This window comes from Paragemmobacter ruber (assembly GCF_009908315.1).
GTDB lineage: Bacteria > Pseudomonadota > Alphaproteobacteria > Rhodobacterales > Rhodobacteraceae > Paragemmobacter > Paragemmobacter ruber.
Genome location: NZ_JAAATW010000001.1, coordinates 1,104,417 through 1,126,761, shown reverse-complemented (window position 1 = coordinate 1,126,761; position 22,345 = coordinate 1,104,417). Strand labels below are relative to the sequence as shown.

Genomic DNA, 22,345 nt, shown 5'->3' with positions numbered 1-22,345 from the left:
CCATGACCGCTGCCGAAGCAATTTCTGCCGACAACCGACCCTTTGCCATCCGCACCTACGCGCCCGCCCAACTGCGCGAAGCGCTGCGTCGGATGTATCTGATCCGACGCTTCGAAGAGGGTGCCGAAGACAGCTATATGCGCGGCCTGATCCACGGCACGATGCACCTGTCGATCGGTCAGGAAGCGAGTGCCATGGCGACATGCATGGAACTGACCGACGCGGACAAGATCACCTCCACCCATCGCGGCCACGGTCACTGCATTGCCAAGGGCGCGGACGTGGGCAGGATGTTCGCGGAATTTTTCGGCAAGGAAACCGGCTATTGCCACGGACGTGGCGGGTCCATGCACATTGCTGATGTTCGGACGGGGAACCTTGGCGCGAATGGCATCGTGGGGGGCGGTCTGCCCATCGCGGTGGGAGCTGCGCTGACGGCAAAAAGACTGGGGCGCGATGACGTGACAGTCTGCTTCTTCGGGGATGGTGCCAACAACGAAGGTGCTTTCCACGAGGCGCTGAACATGGCGGCAGTCTGGAAATTGCCGGTGGTCTTTGTCTGCGAAAACAACCGTTATGGCATGTCCACCCCCGCCGCCTATGCAACCGCAGTCCGCAACATCGCAGACCGCGCAGTGGCCTATGCGATGCCTGGTGTCACGGTAGACGGCAACGATTTTTCCGCCGTGGCCGAGGCGGTGCATATCGCCGTCGCACGTGCGCGGGCGGGCGAAGGACCGAGTCTCGTTGAAAATCTGACCTATCGATGGCGCGGACATTCCAAGTCCGACCGCAACCGCTATCGGACCAAGGAAGAGATCGAGGAATGGATGGCGCGCGATCCGATCGCCCGTTTCCGCGCCGAACTGATCGCGCATGGTATTCTGGATGAAGCCGGGGCCGATGCGATTGCGGCCGATGCCGTGGCGACGGTCGAGGCGGGCATCGCCTTCGCCAAGGACAGCCCGTCCCCCGCCGTCACCGATGTCACACGCTATGTCTACGCGGAGAGCTGAGATGAACGCCATGAGCGATGCAGGCCTGCGTGTCCTGTCCTATTCCGAAGCGATCCGCGAGGCGATGGCCATCGCGATGGAAGCCGATCCCACGGTCATTTTGATGGGCGAGGATATCGGCGTCTATGGTGGGGCGTTTCAGGTGACGCTCGATCTGGTCGATCGCTTTGGCAAGGATCGCGTGATGGATACGCCGATTTCCGAACTGGGCGGGGCCGGGGTCGCGGTCGGTGCGGCTCTGACGGGCCTGAAACCAATCTACGAGTTCCAATTCTCGGATTTCGCCATGCTGGCGATGGAACAGATTGTCAATCAGGCCGCCAAGCTGCGTTACATGCTTGGGGGCGAGGCGTCGGTGCCGGTCGTTTTCCGTCTGCCGTCGGGTTCGGGCACTGGCGCGGCGGCCCAGCACAGCCAGTCGATCGAAGCTTGGTTCGGCCATGTCCCCGGCTTGAAGGTCCTGCAACCTGCAACGCCCGAGGATGCGAAGGGCATGTTGCTTGCGGCCTTGGCCGACCCTGATCCCGTGATGATCTTCGAGCACAAGCTGCTCTACAAGATGAAGGGTCCAGTGCCGGAGGGCAGCTATCACACTCCCATCGGCAAGGCGCTTGTGCGGCGGGCGGGAACCGATGTCACCATCGTTGCCGGTTCCATCATGGTGCATCGCGCTCTGGAAGCGGCCGAGAAGCTGGCTGCCGAAGGCATCAACGCTGAGGTGATCGACCTTCGGTCAATCCGGCCCATAGATCATGAGACGATCCTCGCCTCGGTCCGTAAGACGGGGCGTCTGATGGTGGTCTATGAAGGCGTCAAAGCCTTCGGCGTCGGGGCAGAAATCAGCGCGATGGTCGCCGAAAGCGATGCCTTCGACTATCTCGACGCGCCAATCCTGCGGCTTGGCGCAGCCGATGCGCCGGTTCCCTATAACCCCGATCTGGAACGCGCTGCCGTGCCGCAGGTCGACACCATTGAAGCCGCCGCCCGCCGTCTGGCCCGGCGCGAGGTCTGACATGCCTGTCGAAGTCATTCTGCCGAAGGTCGACATGGACATGACCCACGGCACGCTTGCCACATGGCATGTCTTGCCGGGCCAGACGGTCACCAAAGGGGCCGCCCTGTTCGACATCGAAACCGACAAGGCTGCAATGGAGGTGGAAGCCCCAGCCTCTGGCCGTCTGGCTGGCGTAACCGCGCAGCCGGGGGACAAGGTTGCTGTCGGCACGGTCGTTGCGCTGATCTACGCCGAAGGCGAGGCTGACGCGGTGGAAACGGCCAAACAGAGCACAGCTGCGCCTGCTTCTTCACCTGCGACTGCATCCGCGCCGGTCGCGGCGACAGCCGGGGCGGTGGAGGTGATCCTGCCCAAGGTCGACATGGATATGACCCACGGCACGCTGGCCACATGGCATGTCTCCGAAGGACAGCTCGTCGACAAGGGAGCCGCGCTGTTCGACATTGAAACCGACAAGGCCGCTATGGAGGTGGAAGCCCCCGCAAGCGGCGTCTTGCATCGCGTCATGGCGCGATCCGGTGAAAAGGTGCCGGTCGGTTCGGTCGTGGCCTACATCTATCCGGTGGGTGTAGCCGTTGGGCCAAGGCCATCGGCGCAGTCGGTGCAACTTGCAGATACCCCGGAAACAGAGACAAAGCCTGCGCCTTCTGCCCCTGCGACAGTACCTGTCATTGCCGCGACGGCGGCCATGTCGGTGGAGGGCGCAGCCCTACGCGCCACGCCTGCGGCGCGGGCAGCGGCGCGCAGGGCAGGAATTGACCTGTCGCGAGTAACCGGAACCGGCCCCAAGGGCAGGATCCAGCGCGACGACGTCGCCAATTTCGCCCCGCCGCAGGCCGAGGCGCTGCATGCTCCAGCAGTGGCCGCTGTATGGACGCCCGAGGCGGGCAAGCTCAACGTCACGACTCGCAAGGGAACTGGCACGCCGCTTCTCATGCTGCATGGCTTCACCGCCGATAGCCAAAGCTGGGCTCCGCTGGAAAAGGCGATGGGCGGCGACCGTCCCCTGATCCGCATCGACCTGCCAGGTCACGGACGTTCGCCGCGGCGGCGGGTTGCGTCCTTTACCGATCTTGCGCGGCAGGTCGTGGAGACCTTTGACGATGCCTGTCGTGACCATGACCGCATCGACATCCTCGGCCATTCCTTGGGTGGTGCCCTCGCGCTGGCGCTTGTCGATATACGGCCGCGTCGGGTGCGGTCGCTTGCGATGATCGCGCCCGCGGGGCTTGGGCCGGAAGTCCACGCTCAGGCGCTGGCGGGCATTACCCGCGCCACCCGTGCCGAAAGCCTTGCACCGTGGCTGCGGTTACTAACAGCAACGCCCGACGGGATCAGCGACGATTACGCCAAAGCGGCGATGCGCTTGCGGGCGGATGCCTCGCTGCGGGCCTATCAGAGCGATCTGGCAGACGTGCTCTTCCCCGACAGTGTACAGCCCTTCGACTTGCGCCCCGCGCTGTCGCGGTTGGTCTGCCCCACGACCTTAATCTGGGGCCGCAAGGACCACATCCTTCCTTGGCGGCAATCCATATCCGTCACCGGCGATTTCGCGCTTCACCTTTTGTCCGAAGCGGGCCATGTTCCGCAGATCGAATGCCCGGACAGGGTGGCGCGCATCTTGAGGCTGCACCTGTCGGCGGCTTCCGGGAACTGAACCGTGTGGAAGGATCGGGGTCTTCATGCTGCTGGAAAGGCAAGCCCCAGGCACCCAGAGTGAAGCAGACCGCCTGCGGGCGCGGGCGGTCTGGCTTTATCATGTGGAAGGCATCACGCAGAACGACATCGCACAGCAGTTGGGCATCAGCCGTGTCATGGTCGTCCGCCTTCTGGCCGATGCGCGCCGCCGGAACGAGGTTCGCGTCACCGTCTCGGCACCCTTGGCTGAATTGACAGAAATCGAACGCCGTATCGAGGCGACCTTCGGCATAAACCGCGTGATCGTTGCGCCCTTTGCCGACCCGGACGAAGACCCCGTGCGCGTCATTGCGGCTGCGGCGGGCGCGTTCATTTCAAGTCTTATGACTTCGGGAATGACGGTCGGAGTTGGCTGGGGGCGCACGCTTTACAACTCCCTGCCGTTCATATCGGGCGAGACGCTGGAGGATTTCCGCGTCGTTTCGCTTCTCGGCGGGATCGCAGCGGCACGGCGCTTCAACCCTGCTGAATTCGCATGGCAGTTTGCCGAGCTTTTTCAGGGCGAAGGGTTCCTGATCCCAGCCCCCGCCGTCGTGGACAGCCCTGAGACGAAACACGCCTTGCTGGAGCGCTGCGGACTAGCTGCGATCTTTGAGATGGCAACCAAGTTGGACGTTGCCCTCCTGTCGGTCGGTGGCATTTCCACTCTGACGACGAGCTACCGCACAGGCTATATCACGGAAGCCGACCGCCGATCATTGATCGAGGCAGGTGCCGTCGGCGACGTCCTTTACAACTTCATTTCCGAAGATGGAAAACCCGTCCAGCACGAGGTGAACGACCGCGTAATCTCGGCGGACCTCAGCCTCATACGCCGCTGTCCGGAGAGGGTTCTTATTTCCGGCGGAAAAGAAAAGCGCATTGCGATCAAGGCGGCCATGCGGACCTTGGTGCCGACCACGCTTGTCACCGACGAACAGACGGCGATCAGTCTGCTTTCGTAAATGGCCACGGGGCTTTCAATAGGTTCACGACCCTAAGGCAAATGGGCGATCTGTCAGCCAAGACTTAATGATAGCTATCCAACGGCTTTGCCAATGTCCGCTCTCCGCCCGTTAGAACGCTGTGCGCGATTGCGAACGTCCAAAGGCAACCTCGTCCCCGTTGGCAGTGATCAGCCGAAAAGCCGACGTTTGGCTCCGTGACGGCCCTCAACATCATGGCGACCGCCCGGCTTGAGCGATGCCGGGCGGTTCAGTCTATAGGTCGATCGCTTCGGACAGTGACAAGGCATCATCAAGGTCGACGCCCAGGTATCTGACCGTGCTGTCCATCTTCGTGTGGCCTAGAAGAAGTTGCACCGCACGAAGGTTGCCTGTCTTCTTGTAGATCTGGGCGACTTTAGTCCGGCGCATCGAATGCGTGCCATAACCACTAGGTTCGAGCCCTATGGAGATCACCCAACCGCGCATGATCCGTGCGTATTGTCTGGTCGAAAGGTGCGGGCTTCCATGGACGCGACTTGGCCACAGGAACTCGGCGCCCGTCATCTCCGCGTCCGCGATCCAGCGCTGGAGCGAGTGTCGCGTGGTTTCGGTTATCTCGAAGCGGACGGGTTTCCCGGTCTTGCTCTGAACAACCGACGTCCGTTCTTTGACGGAGCTTGCGGCGTAAACGTCACGCACCTTCATCCGCACCAGATCACAGCCGCGTAGCTTACTGTCGATGGCGGTGTTGAAGAGCGCGAGGTCGCGAAGGTTGCCTGACATTTCGAGGCGGACGCGTATCGACCAGACGTGCTTCGGTGCAAGGGGCCTCTTCTGGCCGACGATGCGACCCTTGTTCCAGACAGGTCGGGTTGGGCGAAGTGCGGGCAGTTGTTCGTTGGACATGACGTATACTCCTGTCCACCGTCCCTCCCATTCTCCGGCCTATCCGGCTCGTCGAGCATACCACAAATGACGGGTCTGATTGTTCTGAGTGGTTACAGCGGACGTTCAACCCATCCTACAATACCTACACTTCGCGAATGCGGCGAAGGTCGACGGGGCGGAAAGCGGACGACCGTCCTTAGTGAGCCTCTATCGAACAACTGCCTTCCTTTGGTTCCCGGCGTATACTTGGGCAACGCCGCACCGCACCAAATGCTATAGAGCGGGCTGAAGTGTAGGTTTTGGCCGGTTCTCAGGTCTCGGGTTTGGCGCGCCAGATACGTTCGCCCGTGTCCTTTTCATAACCAAGTGAAGTGAAACTGGCGATTTCCAGAGATTGGCCCCAAGGGGCATTGAAATAGATCCAGTTGAACCCGGCCAGCGGCCCCTCCGTCACCGTATTGGGACCATCAAGGAATTCAACTCCCTCCGCCCGCAACCGCTCGACCGACGCAAAGACATCTTCCACTTCGAAGCAGAGATGCGTTCCCCCGATCTCGGAGTTCCGGCGCGGACGCGCGCTGCTGTCCTCGCCGCTGTATTCGAACAGTTCGACATTCGTCCCTGCCCCGCAGCGCAGGAAGACCAGATCGCGGATGCGCGTATGCGGCGGGGTTCCCAACCGCCGTTCCATGAAAGATTCGTCCACATCGAAGGCCCCGGTGCGGAACACCTCCACCGCGCCGAACACGGCCTTGAAGAAGCGTATGCCCTCTTCGATATCGGGCACCGTGATCCCGATATGGTGCATTCCATAGACTTTCTCGGCCATGATGGTCTCCTCCTTCGGGCGGCGTCAGGGGTTTGTCATCCGGCACGGATGACGATGTAGTTTTCGGGTTCCGCGAGGGTGCACCGGACGGCGGCAGGCGCGTCAAGCGCACGGGCTGCAAGATCGCGCAGGTCGCCACAGAGCAATTCCAGCGCGGCACGGGTGCGACCCGGCTTATGCAGCAGGCAGAGTTCGATGTTGACGGGGGTCTGCCCGGGCAGCGACCGGACAACCAACGCGACGATGTGGCAGGCCTCTGTCGTGACGCCCAGCCCCGAGCAGATCAAATCGCGCAGGCGGGGCAGAAGCGCGTCGACCGTCGATGGCCGGTCCCGGAACACCCCATCATCCACATAGAGCTTTACGTTAGGCATGACTTGCCCCGTCCTGCTGCTGCGGAGTAGCCCTTAACAGCGCCAGATTGCCGGGCTCCGGCCGCGCGCGCCCTGCCTCGATCTCGAAGGCCACCTCCACGATCCGGCGGTTCACGGGCGCATCACGCCCATGCGCGCGCAGGATGTCGACAACCCAGCCATTGACCTCCTGCACCTCGGCGCGGCGGCCCTTGCGCCAATCCTGCAACGACGTCGTCAGCGTATCTTCGCGTGAGAATGTGCGCAGGACCTCGGCAAAGATCTCGTCCACATAGCGTTCGGGATCATTGCTCATCACCGGCTGCATCCCGATGATCGGCATGATGGTCGCCCCGTCGGCCAGGGCGGCGTGGATCGCCTCGTATCCGGCGGCGCGCATGATCTCCAGCATCTCGGGGATGCGGGCGGCATCGTTCAGGGCGGTGTCGATGATGGCCGAAGGGATCAGTTCCGCCGCATTCACGACCAGCTTCATCCACTTGGCCGAACGGATGTCCTCCATCACCTCGACCCGACCGGTCGAGCGCAGGATATCAGCCACGCCCTCTACCCTGTGCTGTTGGTCAGGGTCTAGGGCACCAAGTGCGAACCAGCTTTCATCATGGTCGTTCTGCCGGTTCACGACCCCCGGAACCCACATGTTGGACGCAATCTCGATCACCGCGCCGATGGTCCGGTGCCGTCCGACGACGGCCGCGATCTCCTCATGCGTCATGCCGTTCTGCAGACCGATGACAAAACCGTCTTCGGCCAGCACTGGCCTGATCAGATGGGTCGCCCATGTCGTGTCATAGGCTTTCACCACAAGGAAGATCAGGTCGAACTTCCCCTTGACCTCCGCCACCTCGCAAAGATGCAGCGCGGGCACCTTCACGTTCACGCTGCGCGCAGGGAAGTTGACCGTTATGCCCTTCGCGCGGATCGCTTCGACATGCGCGGGCCACTGGTCGATGAAAGTGACATCATGGCCTGCCAGCGCGAAGTCGGCAGCGATGGAGGAGCCCTGCGCCCCGGTGCCGAGAAAGGCGATGCGCGGACGGACGGGAGGGGTGGCTTGCACGTCCATGGCGAACCCCTCAGACCACGTCGCGCGGGTTCATCACGAAGTCGAAGCGCGACCGCCACTTGGTCGCGCCCCCCTCGACCGGATCGAAGGGCGCAATCAGCGACGCCTTCACGCCGAACACTGCATCAGACGCCAGATAGGCATCGCCGCCCACGAAGGTATGGGTGACGATGGTGTCGAACCCCTCGCGGCTGACCATGAAATGCATATGCGCCGGACGATAGGGATGGCGTCCCAGCCGTCCCAGAAGCTGCCCGACCGGACCATCATCTGGGATGGGATAGGAAACCGGCTTGATCCCTTCGAACCAGTACCGCCCGTCCGCCCCGGTGACAAAGACGCCCCGATTGTTGTGCTCCGGCTGAACGCCGGGCTGTTGCACGTCGTAGAAACCCTCCTCATTGTCTGACCAGACGTCGATCCGCACCCCCTGCAACGGCCTGCCCTGAAGGTCCGTCACGACGCCTTCGAACAGGCAGGGCTCCTTTGCCCCGTCCTTGCAGATATTCGTGCCCATAGGCATCTCGGGCACGCCGTCCACATGGAAGGGCCCCAGCACCGTGTTCTCCGTCGCTCCCTCCGGTCGGCGGTTGTTGATCGCATCGACCAGCATCGACACGCCCAGCACGTCGGACAGCAGTATGTATTCCTGCCGCTTGTCGTCGCACATCTGGCCGGTTCGCGTCAGGAAATCGATGGCCAGCCCCCATTCCTCCTGCGTCAGCGCGACATCCTTCACGAAGGCATGCAGGTGATGGACCAGCCGAGACATCACCAGCGCCAGCCGCGCATCGCAGCCTGCCCCGATGCGGGCGTTCACCGCCTCGACCGATCCGTGTTCGGTGAAATACGCAACGGCTTGGGAAGTCATCTTTGGTCCTTTCAGTCATCATGTTCCGGTCGGACCGACGCGCCGTCGGTCCGCCGTGTCAGTGTAGGTGCAGCACCCGTCAGGCCTGCGCGCGACTGCGAGCGGTCGAATAGACCAGAGCTGCGGCAAGGATCAGCGCGCCTTGGAACAGGTACTGCCACATCTGGGACAGCCCGAGGAACGATACCGCGTTCAACACCTCGGTCAGCAGGACCGCCCCCATGAGCGTCCCGATGAAGGTGCCGCGCCCGCCCCGCAGGCTCGTTCCGCCCAGAACCACCGCCGTAATGGAAGCCAGCGTGTAGCTGACGCCCTGCTGCGGATCACCGACGCCGATCTGCGCCATCAGCATCACCGCCCCCAGAGCCGTGAACAGCGACACCGCGACGTAGCCCGCGATCACCGTGCGGTCGATGCGGATGCCCATGCGCCGCGCCGCGCCCTCGTCCGATCCGATCGCACGCAGTTGCCAGCCCGCGCGGCGATGCCTCAACACCCGCTCGGCCACCAGCGCGACGATCACCAGAACGACAAAGGCCAGCGGGATCGGCCCAAGCTTCCAGCCGATGAAATCCATCACGGCAAAGTTGATGTACCCGTCCGGGCCATCCCGCAGCACGAAACTCATGCCTTGCAGGCCGATATACATGGCCAGAGTGGCCGCGATCGGGGTGAAATGGGCGAACCGGATCAGGCACCCGTTCACCGCCCCCACGACAACCGCCACCCCGAACATCAACGCAAAGCCCAGCGCGATGGTCTGCGGGGCCTGCCCGTCATTGATGAAGAACGACGCCACCACGACAAGGAACCCGGCCAGAGGCCCGACCGACAGGTCGATCCCCCCCATCAGCAGCGCCACCGTCTGCCCCAACGCGATGAAGCCCAGCGCTGTCGCCAGAAGCAGGATGTTCGAGATGTTGAAGGAAGAAAGGTAATTCCCGTTCTGGCTGAACACATAAAGCGCCAGCGCCACGATCACCGCCGCCAGCGGATAGACCGTCGCATTGTCGCTGTCGATCAGCTGCCGCAGCCCCGCCTTACGGTCCGACACGGCGCGCGTTGACGCTCCGTCGCCCGTCACATGCGACTGCGCCTTCACCGCCGCCGCGACGATGCGATCCTCGGTCACCTCATCGCCGCGCAGCGTCTCGGCCACGCGGCCCCGCGACAGCACGACGACCACGTCGCACAGCCCCTCCAGCTCCGCCGCGTCCGATGAGTTGACGATCACCGGCACGCCCGAGGCCGAAACCTCGCGCAGGATGCGATAGATCTCGAACCGCGCGCCAACGTCCACGCCCTGCGTCGGCTCGTCGGCCAGAATGAAGCCCGGCTGCGACAGCAGCGCGCGCGCCATCACCACCTTCTGCTGGTTTCCGCCGGACAGCGACAGGATGCCCGCCTCCATCCCCGGTGCCTTGACCGCCAGCGATCCGAAAATGCGCCCGACTTCGGCCAGTTCGCGGCGACGATCCACGATCCCTGCGCTTGCAAAGCGGTCCACCGCCGAAAACGTCGCATTCTCGCGCACCGTCAGTTCCGACGCGATCCCTTCGGAATGGCGATCTGACGGCATGTAGGCCGCCTTGGCCTTAACCGCGGCCGGTGCCAGCGATGCCCCGTTCAGCACCACCTCGCCCTGCCAGCTTTCCAGCCCGGCCAGCGCGCGCATCACCTCGGCCTGACCGTTCCCCTCGACCCCGGCGATCCCGATGATCTGGCCTCGTCCGACCTCGAAGGACACGTCGCGCACCTTGCGCCCCGTCAGCCCGCGAACGGTGAAATTCACGGGCGGCGCAGCCTCCGCGCATTTCGGCGGAAAGGCCGAGGCAAGGCTGCGCCCCACGATCATTCCCAGAAGGTCGTCGTCGGACACATCCGCAACCAGCGCGCGCCCCTCGACCCGCCCGTCGCGCAGCACCGTCACGCGCCGCGCGATCTGGCGCAGCTCCGCCAGCCGGTGCGTGATGTAGATCACCGCCGTCCCCTTTGCCACGACCGCACGGATGCGGTCGAAGAGCATGTCCGTCGCCTCTTGGTCAAGGGCAGCGGTAGGCTCGTCAAGGATCAGGATGCGCGGTTGCACCGCCAGCGCCTTCGCAATCTCCAGCAGGTGCTTCTGCGCGACGGTCAACCCGTCCGCCCGCGCCATCAGCGGCACATGAAGCCCGACATCCTCCAGCATCCCCTTCGCGATCACATGTGGATCGCCGCCCGCAAAGACGCGATCCGGCAAGGCAACGCGCAAGTTCTCAAGCACCGAAAGATCATCCAGCACGGCCGGATGCTGATAGGAAATCGCGACGCCCAGCGCCGCCGCCTTTTCCGGCGTCATGGCGGCGATCACGTCGCCCTCGACGGAAATGGTCCCGCGTGTGGGAGGAAAAACACCCGAGATGATATTCATCATCGTCGACTTGCCCGCACCATTCTCGCCAAGGATGGCGTGAACCTCGCCGGGGAAGATGTCCACCGACGCCTCCGAAAGGGCCACGACCCCCGAAAATTCCTTGGTGATGTTCGACAGCCGCAGGATCGGCTCTGCATGGGCGGGATCGGTCGCCTGCGGCGCGTTCATGTGCATCATCGGCTCTGCCTCGGGCATGGGTCGGCCTCGATCAATGAGGGTCCGCAACGATTGGATGGGCCCGGGGGAACGCGCCCCCGGGCCCGGTTCTCCTTACTGGCCGACCGCCTTGGCCTGCGCGTCATCCGCCAGCTCGGCGGACAGGTAGATCGCGCCCGGCAGGTCGGGACGGCAGGTGACAGGGTTCGGCTGACCCGTGACGGAGTTCTCGTAGACCGGCGCCTTGAAGATGTTGTCCGCAGGCGGCGTGCCACCGGTCGCCAGCGCGACCGCCCACTGCACGGCCAGACGCACGTTGTCGTTGCCGGTCGCGACGGTGAAGAGTTTGAAGTCCGGGTTGGCGTCCTTGTTCTGCTCCCAGAAGCAGGCCAGCGAGTTGCCGTCCGAGGTGGCGAGCGCCGGGATCGAGCGGCCATATTCCTTGAACACCGGCAGCGCGCCCACCAGAGACGGGCCGAAGTCGGACACGATCACGTCGATCTTGTCGTTCTTCGCGATCTCGGCCGACAGGACCTGCTGCGTCAGCGCCGGGTCCCAGTTGGTGACGGCAAAGGGTTCAGGGTTCACGAAGACATACTTGTCGTCCAGAACCTCCTTCATCCCCTTCAGCTCGTCCAGTCCCTGGCTGTTGCCCGCCGGGCCGGACAGGAACAGGATGTTGCCGCCCTCGGGCAGGATTTCCTTGATCCAATTGCCCCAGCTCTTGCCGTCCTCGACGAAGGACGACCCAATGAACTTGGCGTAGTTCTCGCCTTCCGCGCCACCCACGTCGACGCGGTAGGGCACCACGACCGCACCGGAACGATGCGCATTGGTCAGCGCGGGCAGCACGGCGGGGCCGGCATCGCCGAACACCACCAGCGCGTTGATCCCGCGCGCAGCCATCGAGTTGATGTCCGAAATCGCCTTCTGCGTGTTGCCCTGACCGTCGGCATATTCATACTGCGTGATGGTCGGGCACTTCGCCGCCTCTTCCGCGCCGGATGCCGTCGTCACCAGACGCCAGCTGTTCCCGCCAAACCCGTCCAGCAGGGCGAGCGAGGCCTCGTTCGGCCCGCACCAGGACGGCGTTTCCGCCATCGCGGCCGTCGCGCCAACGGCGGTAGTCAGTGCAAAGGCTGCCAGAGCCGCCTTCATCGGTTTTGCCATAGACATTGTCCGTATCCTCCGAGTTTGGACTTACTTTGATGCACGAGTTCTTGCGGACCGCTTCCAGCGGACCGAGTAGACGCCGATCCCACAGACCAGGGCCAAGGCCTGGATGATGGTCTGGGCCGAGAACGGCACTCCGACGGCAAGGGCGAATTGGCTCAGCTGGTTCAGGAAGAACGCAGCGACCACCGTCGAAATCGGATACCCCCGACCGCCCAGCAGCGATGTCCCCGCCAGCACCACGACGGCTACCGACGGCAGCAGCAGGCTATCCCCCTGAAAGGCGGTGGGTTCGCGCGTGATCCCGGAGATCAGGATACCGGCCACGCAGTAGAGCAGTTGCGCATAGACATAGGCCATCGTCTGATGCAGCCGCACCCGCAGCCCTGCAGCATGCGCAGCGGCAGGGTTGGCACCGATCGCCTCGAACCGGCGCCCGACGACCGTTTTCTTCAGCACGAAACTGACCAACAGCATCAGCGCAAGCGCAAACAGGACCGAGTTCGGGATGCCCGCCGTCTTGCCCCCGGCAATCGCAGACATCAGAGGGGTCGTGATGCGCGGCACACCGCCCGAGACCGCAAACACAGCCCCGTAAAGAACCGCATTAATCCCGATCGTCGCGATGATCGCATTCAGCCGCATAACGCCGACCAGGATGCCGTTCGCCACCCCCGCCACCGTGGCAAAGGCCAGCGCAAGCAGGATCGCCGACGGCAGCGCCGCATCATTCCCCGACGGCAAATGGGTCGTGATCACCACGGCCAACGACACACCGCCCGCCAGCGACAGGTCGAACCCGCCCTGCTGCACGACCAGCATCTGCCCCAGCCCCACGATGGCGATGATCGCCGCGAAGGGCAGGCTTCCCGCCAGCGCCCCCGCCGAAACAGCCGACGGCGCGACAGCCCAGCACAGGACCAGCAGCGCGACGGTGGAGACGACCACCGTGACGAAACCGCGCGCCAACCGCACCGACCGCCAGTCGGGCGCAGCACCCTGCATCGTCGCCGTCCCCGGATTGTCCAGCATGGTCCCGCTCCCCCCGATCCCGGTCCCGCCTCAGGCGATTTCCAGCGTGATCTTCACGGCCTTGGTCGGGTCCTTGCCCAGCTCATAGGCCGTCAGCGCGTCATCCAGCGCAAAGCTGTGCGTCTGGATCGGCGACAGGTCGAACCCCGTCCGCTCGAGGAACCGGATGGCCGAAGGCCACACACCGGGCGACCCGATGCAGCCCTTCACGTCCAGATCCTTGATTTGGATCTTGCCCAGCTCCACCGGGATCTTCTGGCCGATGCTGATCCCCACCATCGACACACAGCCCTCGGGCCGCGCATAGTCGAACACGTTTGCCAAAGACGCCGCATGACCCGCCGCCTCGACCACGAGGTCGGCGCCACCCTTCGTCATCTCTGTCACCGCCTCGACCGGATTGCCGTTCATCGGGTCAACCGTGCCCACGCAACCCAGTTTCATCGCGATCTCGCGGCGCAGCGGCACGGGATCGACCACGATCACCTCGGCCCCCATCCCGATGGCGGCCGCAGCCGTCACCAGACCGATTGTCCCGCCGCCCGACACCACCACCCGATGCGACGGGTTCACACCGCCATGCCGCAGCACGGCGTAGTACCCGCAGGTAAACGGTTCGATCAGCGCGCCCTTGGCGTCATCCACGGCCTCCGGCAACTTGTGCAGCCATTCCGGCCGTGCCGCGAAATACTCGCGGTTCGCCCCGTCCATCGAAAAGCCGAAATGGTGGATGCGTTCGGGTGTGCGGATCACGCATTCGCCCACCACACGGTCGCCGGGCCGGAACCCCTTGACGTTGCGACCCACCTCGACCACCTCGCCCACCCATTCATGGCCGGGCGTGACCGGATAGCTGATTGGGATGATGTATTTGCCCGCCAACAATTCGTAATCCGAATGACAGATACCGACACGCCGCGACCGGACGAGGACCTCGTTCTCGGTGATCCCCGGGGTCTGGACATCCGTCACCACGGGCTTGTTCGGCTGATCGAAGATGAGCGCCTTCATGTCTGTCTCCCTTTCTCAGGCAACGGTTTCGATCCGGCCCGACAGGGCCGAGCGGAACACCGCCTCAAGCAGTGCGATATTGTTCACCAGATGGTCTGCGGTGATCGGATAGGCCGCCCCGCCCCGCACGGCGCGGGCAAAGGCCACCAGATTGTCCTTCACGGGTTCGGCCTTTCCGACCTCGGTCGTCATGATCGGCCCGCCCTTCATGGCGGAGGTCACGATCCAGCCATCCGGCGCCTCGACGTGGGCCTTGTCGCGGATGTCGATCCAGCCGCCCGATCCATAGACCGTGAAGCGCGACATGAACGGATTGGCCAGCGAGGCCGAGACATAGGAGGTCCCGCCGCCCTTGAACTTCACATAGGCCGCGACCGTGTCGCCCTGCGGCAGGTCAGAAGACAGCTGTTCGCAAATGCAAAGCACGCTTTCCGCGGGACCAAGCAACCGCACCGAAAGGTCCAGCAGATGGATGCCGGTGGCCGTCATGCCCCCCGCCGGGGCCTGATCCGCCTTCAGCCGCCAATTGCCGCGATCCAGCGACAGGAACTTGTCGTGGCTGAAATTCGCCTCGATCTGGTGGATGCGGCCCAAAGTCCCGGCATCCGCCAGTGCCAGCATCTCGGCCACCGGCGGTTCCCACCGCCGCTCGTGCCCCATGCCCAGCACCAGCCCCGCATCCCGGCACAGCGCGACCGACTGCTCTGCCTCGGCCTTGGTCAGCGCCAGTGGCTTTTCGCAAAAGATGTGCTTGCCCGCCGCCACCGCCGCCGCGATCTGCGCGGTATGCAGCGAATGGGGCGTGGCCAGCACCACCGCCTCCACCTCCGGATCGGCCAGCGCATCGGCGTAATCGGCCGAAAGAGGGATGCCCTTGCCGTCACACAGCGCGCGCACGCCGTCGACATTCGGCTCCACCGCACGAACCACGCGGATATCCTCGGGCGCGGCCTCAAGCACGGCCAGCATCTTCTGGCCCCACCACCCCATGCCCACGAGGGCGATCTTCACCGGACCCGCCATCACCGGTTATCCACGCGCTTGAGGAAGGGCCGAATCGACACGGTCTTCCAAAGACCCACCTTGTTGAACGGATCATTGCTGTTGAACGCCTGCACATCGGCAAGGCTGTCGGCTTCCAGCACGAAGCAGGATCCGATCATCGTCTCGTTGTCATCGGCCAGCAGCGGGCCGGAAATCACGGTCCTCACCGTGGCAGCCGCGAGATAGGCTTTGTGGGCCTCGTAATTCGCCAGACGGGTGCCGACGGCCCCCTCATGGTCAAGGCAGTGAACGACATAGTGCATTGTGAACTCCGCAGGGCTCAGGCGGGGATGATCTTGCGCGCCTTCAATTCATCGAAGACGTCAGTGAAGCTGTTGCGGGTGGACTGATAGGCGGCAAAGCCAAGCGTCCGGCTGTTGGTCATGTCGGTAAAACATTCCAGCGTCCGTCCCAGATCGGCGTCGCTGTGCCACCACGACGCCAGCCGATCGACCGGGATGTCCTGCAGCCCGTGCTGCGCCACGATCTCGGCCCAGATCTTGGGCGAATCCGCCATCTGCGCGACAAGCGGGGTGGGATGGCCCGGATGCGGCGCGACCTCCAGCCCGAAGTAATCCGCGATCTGCTGCCACAGCCATGTCCAGCGGAACACGTCGCCATTGGCCGTGTTGAAGGGCGTATCGGCCGCGGCGGGCGTATCGACCGTCCAAAGCAACTGCCGGGCCAGCAGACGCGCATCCGTCACATCGGTGACGGCGTTGTACTGCTCGGTTGACCCCGGATAGACGAAGGGCCGCCCCGTATGCTTGCAGATCACGGCATAGCAGGCCAGCGTCACCGCCATGTTCATCGCATTGCCGATGACGAAACCGATCATCGTATGCGGGCGATGCACCGACCAGGTAAAGCCGCGCTTTGCCGCGAATTCGAACAGCACATCCTCTTGCGCGTAATAGAAGTTCAGCCCCGGCAGGCGCGGGCTGGATTCAAGGAAGGGGGTGTAAGGCTTCACCTTCGCATAGTCGTCGAACGACCCCAGGTAATGCTTCAACCCCGTCACCAGCGCGGCGTGTTTCAGGGCCGCGCCCTCCAGCCCCTCGAACAGATGCCGGATCATCGCGCCGTTCACGCGTACATTCTCGGCCTCGTTCGGCTGCCGCGACCAGGTGCAGAAGAACACATGCGTCACGTCCTGCGCCGCCGCCAGTGCCGCCTTGCTGCCAGCCCCATCCGTGAGGTCCGCCGCGATATGACGGTCCGAGAATTCAAGGTCCGCCACACCACGCGACAGCGTCACTACGGTCCAGCCATTTTCCTTCAGCAGGCGGCCCGTGTAACTGCCGGACAGGCCGGTCGCCCCCACGATCAGGGCTACGTTCTTCGTGCTCATTCTCGGTCTCTCTCTGCGGTATCCGGTTTCACGTGCGGACAAGGATCTTCAGATGCTCACCCGACGGGTCGAGCAGCGCCTCGAACCCCTTGGCGACCACATCCTTGGCGTCGATCCGGGCGGTGATGACCTTCTCGACCGGGAAAATACCCGCCGCGATCATACGAGCGATGCGCGGCCAGATCTGCGTCGGGTAGCACCACGTCGCCTCGACCGTGATATCCTTCAGCGCCCAAAGCATGGCATCCACGCGCGCGGGCGCCATGTGCAGGCCCACCTGCACCACCCGCCCTTGACGACGCACCGCCTCGGCACAGGTGTTAAGAGACGCTTCCAACCCGACACATTCCAGCGCCACGTCCACTCCAACGCCCTCCTCGGTCAGATCGGCTACGATCTTCGCAATTTCTCCGCTTCGGGTATCCGCTACATGGGCATAGGGCGCTATGTCCGAAATGATGCGGCGGCGATTGGGGTTAGGCTCTGCCACGATGATCGTTGCCGCGCCCGCCGCCTTTGCCGCAAGCACCGTCAGCGCCCCGATGGGACCCGCACCCGACACAAGAACCGTCGATCCCGCCTCCACGCGCCCACGATCCACCCCGTAAAGCGCCACTGCGGCAGGCTCGATCATCGCGGCCTGCTCATCCGTGATCCCGTCCGGCACCGGCTGGGCGTTGTAATCCTTGATCACCGCCTTCTCGCCCATCCCGCCCCAGGCCCAGCTCAGCCCGACGCAACCCATGCTGGGCGACAGATGGAACAGCCCGCGCCGGCCATAATAATCGTCGCGCGGCGACAAAAGCGGCTGGATCGAGATACGATCGCCCGCCTTCACATGGCTGACCGCATCACCAACCTTCAGGACAAGCGCCGAAAATTCGTGCCCAAGGATCTGCGGATTGGTCGCGCCCGTGTAGGCATGCGGCGTCTTTGGCGTGACGATCGGGCCCGCGATGTATTCATGCAGGTCCGTTCCGCAGATCCCAGAAACCACCGGCGCGATCAGCACGTCATCATGGGCAAGCCGATCCGACGGCTCGGCCACATCCTCCACCCGGATGTCCTTTGCCCCGTGAAACCTTACTGCACGCATGACCCGCCTCCTCCGTCTCCACCGCCGCACCCCGCCCGTTCGGCGGCAAGGCTCATCCGATCGCCGCCGACCGTGCGACAGCGTCTGAACCATCCTGATTTGTGCGACCCTTTTTCTCGCCTCACCGCTCTGCCGGGCAACGCCCGCGCAAAAGCGACTCGTCTCCTCTCCAGTAGGCATAACAAAACCATCTGGGAACATTTCGCGTTAATTTATCCACTTCGGACAAATCGACAGAAGAACCGCCGAAGTGATTCCCCTATTGTCGGTAAGGCCAAGGAGGAGGGTCACAGGGATGGAGTCGCATCTGGCACGGGCGGACGTGGCGCCCGAGAACGCCCTGCAGGCAGGCTGGGTCGGGGCGGGCAAGATGGGCGCGCCGATGTCGCTCCGCCTTCTCGGCGCCGGATATCCGGTCGCGGTTTCAGAACCCGATCCGGACGCGCGCGCCGCACTACAGCAAGCCGGGGCCGCCACATCAGCCGACCTTTCGGCAGTCTCGCGCTGTGACATCGTCTTTGCAACCCTGCCAAACGATCACGCCTTGCGCGCTGTGGTTCTTGGCAGCGACACAGAGCCCGGCCTTGCGGGCGTGCTCGCGCGCGGCGCCACCTTCGTGGACATGAGCACCGTCTCTCCCGATGCCTCTGCCGACGTGGCAGCAGCGCTGGACGCGGCGGGAATTCGCTATGTCCGCGCCCCCGTCTCGGGCAGCACCACCACCGCGCAGCAGGGCGCCCTGACTGTCCTCGCCTCTGGCGATCCGGCCGGGTGGGACGAAGCGCTTCCCCTCATCCGCCACTTCTCCACGCGCCAGTTCTACCTCGGCCCCGGCGAAGAGGCGCGCTACATGAAGCTTGTGATCAACACGCTCGTCGGTGCCAACGCCGCCATCCTTGCCGAGGCGCTGTCGCTGGGGGCAAGCGGTGGCCTGAGCGCCGAGAAGATGGTCGAGGTGATCAACGAAAGCGCCGTTGCCTCGCCGTTGTTCAAGTATAAATCATCCCTCATCGTGTCGGGGGATTACAAACCCGCCTTCACGGTGCAGCAGATGATCAAGGATTTCACCCTGATCAGCGATGCCGGGCGCGCCAAGGGTGTGCCGCTGCTGACGGCAGGGCTGATCCTCGAACTGTATCGCGCGGCCGCCAATACCGGCCATGATCAGGATGACTTCTTTGCCCTGATCAAATGGCATTCAGGGATTTCCGCGCAATAGGATCACAGCCGTGCAGCAACAGAACACGCAGATCACGGCGCGCAGGGAACTGACCCCGCACGAATTGTCGCGCATCGTGGACTTCCTGCGCAAACTCCGCGCCCCTTTTGATACGGGCGTTCCCGGCGCATCGAAGGACACGTTCTGGAACATCGTGCTGGAACTGGTGGATGCCCATCTGCGCCGCCGCCCCATCGACAAGTCAGGCCTCATCACGCTTTCGGGGGTGCCCTACAGCACAGGCAACCGCGCCGTGACCAAGATGATCGAAGACGGTCTGATCCGGCAGGTGCCGCGCGGCGGCGGGCTCAAGACCCATTTCCTTGAACCCACCGACACGCTGCTCGACAGCTTCATGGACTTCGCCAACCATGTCAAAGGTCACCTCGCCCGCACCTTCGGCCTGCGCAAGGGGACCGAGGCGGATGAATACTACTTCGGCGGCAGCTACTTCGCCGCGCAGATCATCTCGCCCATCCGCGGCGACGACATCGAAGGCAAGGTGCCCGGCGACATCCGCTTCCTGCTGAACGACGACAACTACTTTTCGTCCATGCGCAACATGTGGTCGGATTTCCGCAACGACCTCAGCCGCAAAAGCAGCTTCGATCTGCAGCGCCTGCCGGACCTCTATGCCAGCGCGCATGCCACCTTCCAGAAGCCCGCCGCCGAATACGACGTCATCTCCATCAACATGCCTTGGCTTGGGGAATTCGCCGAGAAGGGCTACCTCGCCCCCCTCGACGATCTGTTGCAGGATGCCGCCATCAACCCGCTCGACTTCCACCCCTCCGTCTGGGGCACCGGCAACTGGAAAGGCAGGCAATACGGCATCCCGCTCTACTGCACGATTGAGATCCTCGCCGCCCGCCGCGACCTATTCGAAGACAAGGGCCTCATCTTCCCGCGCACCTTCGATGAAACCATCGCTGCCGCCCGCGCCCTGCACCGCCCGGCGCAGGAATTCTACGGCATCGCCTGGAACGGCCATCGCGGCATGCCCATTGCGCATTCCTTCATGTTCTTTCTTGCCGCCTGCCAAAAGACCATCATCGACGTGCCGATGCACAATCCCGAAGGCTGGGATTTCCCGCGCTTCGAAAAGCTGAAGCTTCAGCTCGACACCACTGACGCGCTCGAGGTGATCGACTACATGAAACAGCTTGTCGAAGTCTCGCCCCCCGATATCGCCACGATGGATTGGGAAAAGCACACCCAGTGCTTCATGTCGGGCCGTGCGGGCATGGTCTATTGCTGGACAATGCGTGCCGCTCGCTTCGAACACGAACTCAGCTCGCAGGTCACCCGCCGCGTGGCCTATCTGCCGCCGCCCTCGCGCCGGATGCGCCAGATCGCAGCCCCCATCGGCGGCTTCCTTATGACGATCCCCGCCACCGTCAAACCAGCCCGGCAAAAGCAGATCATCGACGCCATCGCCTGGATGGTCTCGCCCGAGGCGATGAAAGCCCATGTCAAAAACGGCTTCCCCGTCGCCCCCCGCTTTTCGGTCTGCGCGGATCCCGAGGCGCTGGCCTCCTCGCCCATCGTCAGCATGGTCGATCAATTGGCCCGCCGCAATGAACTGGTGACCTGGGCCCGCCCGCCCATCAAGGAATTCAGTCTGATCGAACAGGTTCTGGGCACCGAAATCCATGACGCCGTATTCCATGGCAAGAACCCCAAGCAGGCGCTGCGCGATGCGGAAAACAGCATCCTCAGATTGGTGAACGCGACCTGAGGACCCCAGACATCGGAGACCAAAGGATGGACAAGACGCTTCCCGATCTCGCCACTGCCGTGGCGGGCATACAGGATGGCATGACCGTGATGATCGGCGGTTTCGGCGGCTCCGGCGCGCCGATCGAACTGATCCATGCGCTGATCGACCGCTTCCACGCGACCGGCCATCCCCGTGACCTGACGGTGGTGAACAACAACGCCGGCAATGGCCACATCGGCCTTGCCGCGCTGATCGAGGCGGGAATGGTGTGCAAACTCATCTGCTCCTTCCCCCGCTCTGTCGATCCGGTGGTCTTCACCGACCGCTACCTCGCAGGCCAGATCGAACTGGAACTTGTCCCCCAAGGCACCCTAGCCGAACGCATCCGCGCGGGCGGCGCAGGCATCCCCGCCTTCTACACCCCCACCAGTTATGGCACCGACCTTGCCAAGGGCAAACCGGTCGAGATGTTCGAGGGGCGGCCTTACTTGCAGGAACGCTGGCTTAAGGCCGACTATGCGCTCATCAAGGCGCATCTGGGCGACCGGCTCGGCAACCTCACCTACCGGATGGCCGCACGCAACTTCAACCCGCTCATGTGCATGGCCGCCACCACCACCATTGTGCAGGTCTCGCGCATCATGGCCCCCGGAAGCATCGACCCCGAAGCCGTCATAACCCCCGGCATCTTCGTCCAGGGCGTGGTGCAGGTCGAAAACCCCGCACAGGAAGAAACGCTCAACCGCGCCAACGCCCGTTACCCGCAGGTGGCAGAATGACCCCGAAACTCACTCCCACCCAGATGGCATGGCGCGCCGCACAGGACATCGCGGATGGTGCCTATGTGAACCTCGGCATCGGCTTTCCGGAAATGGTGGCACGGTTCCAGCCTCCGGGGCGTCAGGCCATCTTCCACACCGAAAACGGCATCCTCGGCTTTGGAGAGGCCCCCGCTGCCGGGCAAGAGGATTGGGACCTGATCAACGCCGGCAAGAAGGCCGTCACCCTCAAACCCGGGACCGCCTTCTTCCATCACGCCGACAGCTTCGCCATGGTGCGCGGCGGGCATCTCGATGTGGCGATCCTCGGCGCCTATGAGGTGGCCGAAAACGGCGATCTTGCCAACTGGTCCACCGGGCCGAAAGGCGTGCCTGCCGTGGGCGGAGCGATGGACCTCGTCCACGGCGCAAAGCGTGTGGCGGTCATCACCGACCATGTCACCAAGGATGGCAAGCCCAAGCTCCTGAAACGCTGCAATCTGCCGCTGACCGGTGTCGGCTGCGTCACCCGCATCTATTCCAGCCTCGCTGTGATCGACGTCGAAGGTGGCCGCTTCGTCCTGCGGGAAAAACTGCCTGCGCTCTCGGTGGATGAACTCCAGTCCATGACCGGGGCCGAACTGCTGATCCCCGCCCCGCCTGCCGATCTGACCGTGCCGGAGATCTGA

Annotated in this window: 21 protein-coding genes; 8 read left to right on the top strand and 13 right to left on the bottom strand. The window is 63.7% G+C overall.

The features are described 5' to 3' along the window. Positions 1–2 precede the first annotated feature (2 nt). From GU920_RS05430 to GU920_RS05415, 4 genes are read left to right on the top strand one after another with little or no spacing between them, the layout of a single operon-like run. Positions 3–1,016, top strand: coding sequence for a thiamine pyrophosphate-dependent dehydrogenase E1 component subunit alpha (locus GU920_RS05430; protein ID WP_161765919.1), 1,014 nt, complete (start codon positions 3–5; stop codon positions 1,014–1,016). Between the two features lies 1 nt (position 1,017). Next, on the top strand, positions 1,018–2,028 hold the full coding sequence (locus GU920_RS05425; protein ID WP_201743973.1) for an alpha-ketoacid dehydrogenase subunit beta: 1,011 nt from the start codon (positions 1,018–1,020) through the stop codon (positions 2,026–2,028). Between the two features lies 1 nt (position 2,029). Continuing rightward, positions 2,030–3,688 (top strand): acetoin dehydrogenase dihydrolipoyllysine-residue acetyltransferase subunit, encoded by a 1,659-nt coding sequence (locus GU920_RS05420; RefSeq protein ID WP_235933069.1) that lies wholly within the window; start codon positions 2,030–2,032, stop codon positions 3,686–3,688. A 25-nt stretch (positions 3,689–3,713) separates the two neighbouring features. Further along, positions 3,714–4,673, top strand: a complete 960-nt coding sequence (locus tag GU920_RS05415) for a sugar-binding transcriptional regulator (RefSeq protein WP_161765918.1) — start codon at positions 3,714–3,716, stop codon at positions 4,671–4,673. A 255-nt stretch (positions 4,674–4,928) separates the two neighbouring features. On the opposite strand, the gene GU920_RS05410 is transcribed toward GU920_RS05415, so the two are convergent. From GU920_RS05410 to GU920_RS05350, 13 genes are all read right to left on the bottom strand, one after another. Further along, on the bottom strand, positions 4,929–5,561 hold the full coding sequence (locus GU920_RS05410) for a tyrosine-type recombinase/integrase (protein ID WP_161765917.1): 633 nt from the start codon (positions 5,559–5,561) through the stop codon (positions 4,929–4,931). A gap of 292 nt (positions 5,562–5,853) precedes the next feature. Beyond that, positions 5,854–6,372 carry a VOC family protein gene (locus tag GU920_RS05405; protein WP_161765916.1) on the bottom strand — a complete coding sequence of 173 codons (519 nt, stop codon included), beginning with the start codon at positions 6,370–6,372 and terminating at the stop codon, positions 5,854–5,856. 35 nt (positions 6,373–6,407) lie between these two features. Continuing rightward, positions 6,408–6,746: a hypothetical protein gene (locus GU920_RS05400; protein ID WP_161765915.1), complete on the bottom strand. Its 339-nt coding sequence runs from the start codon at positions 6,744–6,746 to the stop codon at positions 6,408–6,410. Continuing rightward, positions 6,739–7,812 carry a ketopantoate reductase family protein gene (locus GU920_RS05395; protein ID WP_161765914.1) on the bottom strand — a complete coding sequence of 358 codons (1,074 nt, stop codon included), beginning with the start codon at positions 7,810–7,812 and terminating at the stop codon, positions 6,739–6,741. The genes GU920_RS05400 and GU920_RS05395 overlap by 8 nt, the downstream gene beginning before the upstream one ends. Positions 7,813–7,822: 10 nt before the next feature. Then, on the bottom strand, positions 7,823–8,683 hold the full coding sequence (locus GU920_RS05390; protein ID WP_161765913.1) for a dioxygenase family protein: 861 nt from the start codon (positions 8,681–8,683) through the stop codon (positions 7,823–7,825). A gap of 79 nt (positions 8,684–8,762) precedes the next feature. After that, on the bottom strand, positions 8,763–11,291 hold the full coding sequence (locus tag GU920_RS05385; RefSeq protein ID WP_201743972.1) for an ATP-binding cassette domain-containing protein: 2,529 nt from the start codon (positions 11,289–11,291) through the stop codon (positions 8,763–8,765). Positions 11,292–11,366: 75 nt separating this feature from the next. Next, complete coding sequence (locus GU920_RS05380) at positions 11,367–12,422, bottom strand: substrate-binding domain-containing protein (protein WP_201743971.1); 1,056 nt, start codon at positions 12,420–12,422, stop codon at positions 11,367–11,369. Positions 12,423–12,452: 30 nt separating this feature from the next. After that, a complete protein-coding gene (locus tag GU920_RS05375) occupies positions 12,453–13,457 on the bottom strand; it encodes an ABC transporter permease (RefSeq protein ID WP_201743970.1) in 1,005 nt (334 codons plus the stop codon). Positions 13,458–13,487: 30 nt separating this feature from the next. After that, positions 13,488–14,468 carry a zinc-dependent alcohol dehydrogenase gene (locus GU920_RS05370; protein ID WP_161765911.1) on the bottom strand — a complete coding sequence of 327 codons (981 nt, stop codon included), beginning with the start codon at positions 14,466–14,468 and terminating at the stop codon, positions 13,488–13,490. Positions 14,469–14,483: 15 nt separating this feature from the next. After that, positions 14,484–15,491: a Gfo/Idh/MocA family protein gene (locus GU920_RS05365; protein ID WP_161765910.1), complete on the bottom strand. Its 1,008-nt coding sequence runs from the start codon at positions 15,489–15,491 to the stop codon at positions 14,484–14,486. Then, positions 15,491–15,775, bottom strand: a complete 285-nt coding sequence (locus GU920_RS05360; RefSeq protein WP_161765909.1) for a YciI family protein — start codon at positions 15,773–15,775, stop codon at positions 15,491–15,493. The genes GU920_RS05365 and GU920_RS05360 overlap by 1 nt, the downstream gene beginning before the upstream one ends. Positions 15,776–15,792: 17 nt before the next feature. After that, complete coding sequence (locus GU920_RS05355; RefSeq protein ID WP_161765908.1) at positions 15,793–16,863, bottom strand: SDR family oxidoreductase; 1,071 nt, start codon at positions 16,861–16,863, stop codon at positions 15,793–15,795. Between the two features lie 28 nt (positions 16,864–16,891). Beyond that, positions 16,892–17,959, bottom strand: a complete 1,068-nt coding sequence (locus tag GU920_RS05350; protein ID WP_161765907.1) for a zinc-binding dehydrogenase — start codon at positions 17,957–17,959, stop codon at positions 16,892–16,894. Positions 17,960–18,254: 295 nt separating this feature from the next. On the opposite strand from GU920_RS05350, the gene GU920_RS05345 reads away from it, so the two are divergent. The 4 genes from GU920_RS05345 to GU920_RS05330 are packed head-to-tail and all read left to right on the top strand — an operon-like array spanning position 18,255 to position 22,345. Further along, entirely contained in the window at positions 18,255–19,178 is a 924-nt protein-coding gene (locus tag GU920_RS05345; RefSeq protein WP_161765906.1) for an NAD(P)-dependent oxidoreductase, read from the top strand. A 10-nt stretch (positions 19,179–19,188) separates the two neighbouring features. After that, positions 19,189–20,916 (top strand): ABC transporter substrate-binding protein, encoded by a 1,728-nt coding sequence (locus GU920_RS19455; protein ID WP_161765905.1) that lies wholly within the window; start codon positions 19,189–19,191, stop codon positions 20,914–20,916. 26 nt (positions 20,917–20,942) lie between these two features. Further along, positions 20,943–21,677, top strand: coding sequence for a 3-oxoacid CoA-transferase subunit A (locus tag GU920_RS05335; protein ID WP_161765904.1), 735 nt, complete (start codon positions 20,943–20,945; stop codon positions 21,675–21,677). Further along, positions 21,674–22,345 carry a 3-oxoacid CoA-transferase subunit B gene (locus tag GU920_RS05330; RefSeq protein WP_161765903.1) on the top strand — a complete coding sequence of 224 codons (672 nt, stop codon included), beginning with the start codon at positions 21,674–21,676 and terminating at the stop codon, positions 22,343–22,345. Before GU920_RS05335 ends, GU920_RS05330 begins: the two co-directional genes overlap by 4 nt.

Bases quoted from the DNA above. Each gene is read 5' to 3' on its own strand.
- GU920_RS05430 (WP_161765919.1), top strand. From the start codon at position 3: ATGACCGCTGCCGAAGCAATTTCTGCCGACAACCGACCCTTTGCCATC.
- GU920_RS05425 (WP_201743973.1), top strand. From the start codon at position 1,018: ATGAACGCCATGAGCGATGCAGGCCTGCGTGTCCTGTCCTATTCCGAA.
- GU920_RS05420 (WP_235933069.1), top strand. From the start codon at position 2,030: ATGCCTGTCGAAGTCATTCTGCCGAAGGTCGACATGGACATGACCCAC.
- GU920_RS05415 (WP_161765918.1), top strand. From the start codon at position 3,714: ATGCTGCTGGAAAGGCAAGCCCCAGGCACCCAGAGTGAAGCAGACCGC.
- GU920_RS05410 (WP_161765917.1), bottom strand. From the start codon at position 5,561: ATGTCCAACGAACAACTGCCCGCACTTCGCCCAACCCGACCTGTCTGG.
- GU920_RS05405 (WP_161765916.1), bottom strand. From the start codon at position 6,372: ATGGCCGAGAAAGTCTATGGAATGCACCATATCGGGATCACGGTGCCC.
- GU920_RS05400 (WP_161765915.1), bottom strand. From the start codon at position 6,746: ATGCCTAACGTAAAGCTCTATGTGGATGATGGGGTGTTCCGGGACCGG.
- GU920_RS05395 (WP_161765914.1), bottom strand. From the start codon at position 7,812: ATGGACGTGCAAGCCACCCCTCCCGTCCGTCCGCGCATCGCCTTTCTC.
- GU920_RS05390 (WP_161765913.1), bottom strand. From the start codon at position 8,683: ATGACTTCCCAAGCCGTTGCGTATTTCACCGAACACGGATCGGTCGAG.
- GU920_RS05385 (WP_201743972.1), bottom strand. From the start codon at position 11,291: ATGCCCGAGGCAGAGCCGATGATGCACATGAACGCGCCGCAGGCGACC.
- GU920_RS05380 (WP_201743971.1), bottom strand. From the start codon at position 12,422: ATGGCAAAACCGATGAAGGCGGCTCTGGCAGCCTTTGCACTGACTACC.
- GU920_RS05375 (WP_201743970.1), bottom strand. From the start codon at position 13,457: ATGCTGGACAATCCGGGGACGGCGACGATGCAGGGTGCTGCGCCCGAC.
- GU920_RS05370 (WP_161765911.1), bottom strand. From the start codon at position 14,468: ATGAAGGCGCTCATCTTCGATCAGCCGAACAAGCCCGTGGTGACGGAT.
- GU920_RS05365 (WP_161765910.1), bottom strand. From the start codon at position 15,491: ATGGCGGGTCCGGTGAAGATCGCCCTCGTGGGCATGGGGTGGTGGGGC.
- GU920_RS05360 (WP_161765909.1), bottom strand. From the start codon at position 15,775: ATGCACTATGTCGTTCACTGCCTTGACCATGAGGGGGCCGTCGGCACC.
- GU920_RS05355 (WP_161765908.1), bottom strand. From the start codon at position 16,863: ATGAGCACGAAGAACGTAGCCCTGATCGTGGGGGCGACCGGCCTGTCC.
- GU920_RS05350 (WP_161765907.1), bottom strand. From the start codon at position 17,959: ATGCGTGCAGTAAGGTTTCACGGGGCAAAGGACATCCGGGTGGAGGAT.
- GU920_RS05345 (WP_161765906.1), top strand. From the start codon at position 18,255: ATGGAGTCGCATCTGGCACGGGCGGACGTGGCGCCCGAGAACGCCCTG.
- GU920_RS05335 (WP_161765904.1), top strand. From the start codon at position 20,943: ATGGACAAGACGCTTCCCGATCTCGCCACTGCCGTGGCGGGCATACAG.
- GU920_RS05330 (WP_161765903.1), top strand. From the start codon at position 21,674: ATGACCCCGAAACTCACTCCCACCCAGATGGCATGGCGCGCCGCACAG.